Origin of the sequence: Janthinobacterium sp. AD80 (genome assembly GCF_002878455.1) — a bacterium.
GTDB lineage: Bacteria > Pseudomonadota > Gammaproteobacteria > Burkholderiales > Burkholderiaceae_D > Janthinobacterium.
This window is the reverse complement of sequence record NZ_NRDQ01000281.1, coordinates 1-2412: the sequence shown is the minus strand read 5'-3', so window position 1 is coordinate 2412 and position 2412 is coordinate 1. Positions and strand designations below refer to the sequence as shown.

Genomic DNA, 2412 nt, shown 5'->3' with positions numbered 1-2412 from the left:
GGCGAAGGCGCGGCCCGTGCTGCGCGCCGTGCCGTCCCAGCGCCAGAGCGCGCCGCGCGAGGACGAATGGGAAGTCTTCTGATGCCTTGAGGTGACGCAGGGCGCTTGCGCCACCCAGCCGACGGCCGCCCTGTGCGGCCGTTTTGCATGGCGCGCCGCCTGCCGTATTCTGCGCCTATTGTGGTTTCTACTTACCAAAAAAACAGTGTTATTAAAATAGCTGTTTTGCCATCTAAGCAAATCTTTGCAAAACTTAACGCGACATTGCCTGTGAGATAACTCACACTTGCCCCGTAGCAACCCAAGCTCCCGCCTCCGCCTTGTCCAGGCTGACCCCTCCGCCCGCTGCGCCCGGCCTTCCATGGCCGCTGGCGGCGCCAGCCATTGCCGTCAGCCTTGCATGGAGGCCCGGCGCGATGACCGATGCACCACTCTGAAGGATGCGAATGAAGATGGCGAATATGAATATCGGGACCCGCTTGCGCTGGTCCTTTGCTTTGTTGACCTTGATGTTGCTGGGCACTGCGGCGCTGGGCATGCTGCGCCTGTCCAGCCTGGAACTGCGCATGCGCGACGTAATCGACGACAAATATCCGAAGACCGTGCTGGCCAATGACATCATCAAGAACGTCAATGTCATCGCGCGCTCGTCGCGCAACCTGCTGCTGATGACGGATCCGCGGCAGCTGGCGCAGGAGCGCGACAGCATCGCCAGGGCGGGTGCGGACACGGAGCAGCGCCTGGCCCAGCTTGACCGCATCATCCTGTCGGACCAGGGCCGCGCGCTGATGGCGGCCGTGACGCAGGCGCGCGCCACCTTCAACCAGGGCCGCGACAAAGTGCTGGCCCTGCTCGACGCCGATGCGCGCGACGAGGCGGCGGCCCTGCTGCTGGGCAGCGTGCGCGGCGACCAGCTGCGCTACATGGCGGCGCTGGAAACCCTGATCACGCACCAGCACGAGCGCATGGAAGCGGCGGGCGCCCAGGTGCACGCGGAATACCTGTCGGCGCGCAGCATGATGCTGGCGCTGAGCGCGCTGGCCATCGCCTTTTCGCTGGTGACGGCGTGGCTGGTCACGCGCAGCATCGTCGCGCCGCTGCAATATGCGCTGGGCGTGGCGCAGACGGTGGCCGCCGGCGACCTGACGTCGCGCTTTGGCCGGCATGGCCGCGACGAGACGGGCAAGCTGCTCGACGCACTGTCCATCATGAACGGCAACCTGCTCGACATCGTGCAGCGCGTGCGCAGCGGAACCGACACCATTGCCACGGCGTCGACGCAGATCGCCGCCGGCAATATCGACCTGTCGGCGCGCACGGAAGAACAAGCCAGCTCGCTGGAACAGACGGCGTCCGCCATGGAGGAACTGAGTTCCACGGTGCAGCAGAATGCGGACAATGCGCGCCACGCCAGCGCGCTGGCCACCGAGGCGGCAAAGATCGCCGGCGACGGCGGCCAGGCCGTGGGGCAGGTGATCCACACCATGGACGCGATCAGCGCGTCGTCGGCGCAGATTGCCGATATCATCGGCGTGATCGACATGCTGGCTTTCCAGACGAATATCCTGGCCCTGAATGCGGCCGTGGAAGCGGCGCGCGCGGGCGAGCAGGGACGCGGCTTTGCCGTCGTTGCCACCGAGGTGCGCAGCCTGGCCCAGCGCAGCGCCGCCGCCGCGCGCGATATTCGCGCGCTGATCGCCAATTCCACGCAGCAGGTCGACGCGGGCGCGGCGCTGGTGGCGCAGGCTGGCGCCACCATGCAGGAGGTGGTGGCTGCCGTCGCGCGCGTGAGCCAGATGGTGGCCGACATCACGGCGGCCAGCGCCGAGCAAAGCACGGGCATCGGCCAGATCAGCCAGGCCGTGGTGCAGATGGACGAAGTGACGCAACAGAATGCGGCGCTGGTGGAAGAAGCGGCAGCGGCCTCGCAGTCGCTCGAAACCGAGGCGGCGAACCTGCTGCAGGTGGTCAGCGTGTTCCGCCTGCAGCCGGCGCCGGCGGCCTTGCCGGCCCATGCCTTGCCTGGCCGTCCTGCGCCGGCCCGCGCCTTGCGGCGCCTGAGCGCATAGTGGGCTGAGTGGAGGCGCCTGTCATTGTGGAACGCCGGCTCGCCGCGCGGCGCTGGCTGGACGCGGCCTGGGAGGGCCATGCGGCCAGCACGGTCCTGTGCGCCGTGCTGGCCGCCTGCCTGCTGCTGTGCATCTGGGGCTATACGGCCGTGCGCCTCGGCGACGAGGCCGAGCAGGCGCTGGAGCGCGCGCGCATCGAGAACCGCGATGTGGCGGCGATCCTGGCGGCGCAGCTGGACGACGCCCTGGCGCCGCTGCCGGCACTGCCCGCCGACCTGGCGCATTTCCTGCGTCCTTACCGCGACATCAACCGCAAGGCGCATGGCCGCATCGAGATCGCCGG

2 protein-coding genes are annotated in these 2412 nt (G+C 68.1%); both read left to right on the top strand.

Annotation, left to right across the window (positions count from 1 at the left end; genetic code table 11):
* Positions 1–461 precede the first annotated feature (461 nt).
* On the top strand, positions 462–2069 hold the full coding sequence (locus JaAD80_RS31940) for a methyl-accepting chemotaxis protein (RefSeq protein WP_308410658.1): 1608 nt from the start codon (positions 462–464) through the stop codon (positions 2067–2069).
* Between the two features lie 26 nt (positions 2070–2095).
* Positions 2096–2412 (top strand): hypothetical protein (locus tag JaAD80_RS28590; protein WP_146012597.1); only part of this gene is annotated, 317 nt, incomplete at its 3' end.

Coding starts and splice junctions, on each gene's coding strand:
- JaAD80_RS31940 (WP_308410658.1), top strand. CDS start 462: ATGAATATCGGGACCCGCTTGCGCTGGTCCTTTGCTTTGTTGACCTTG.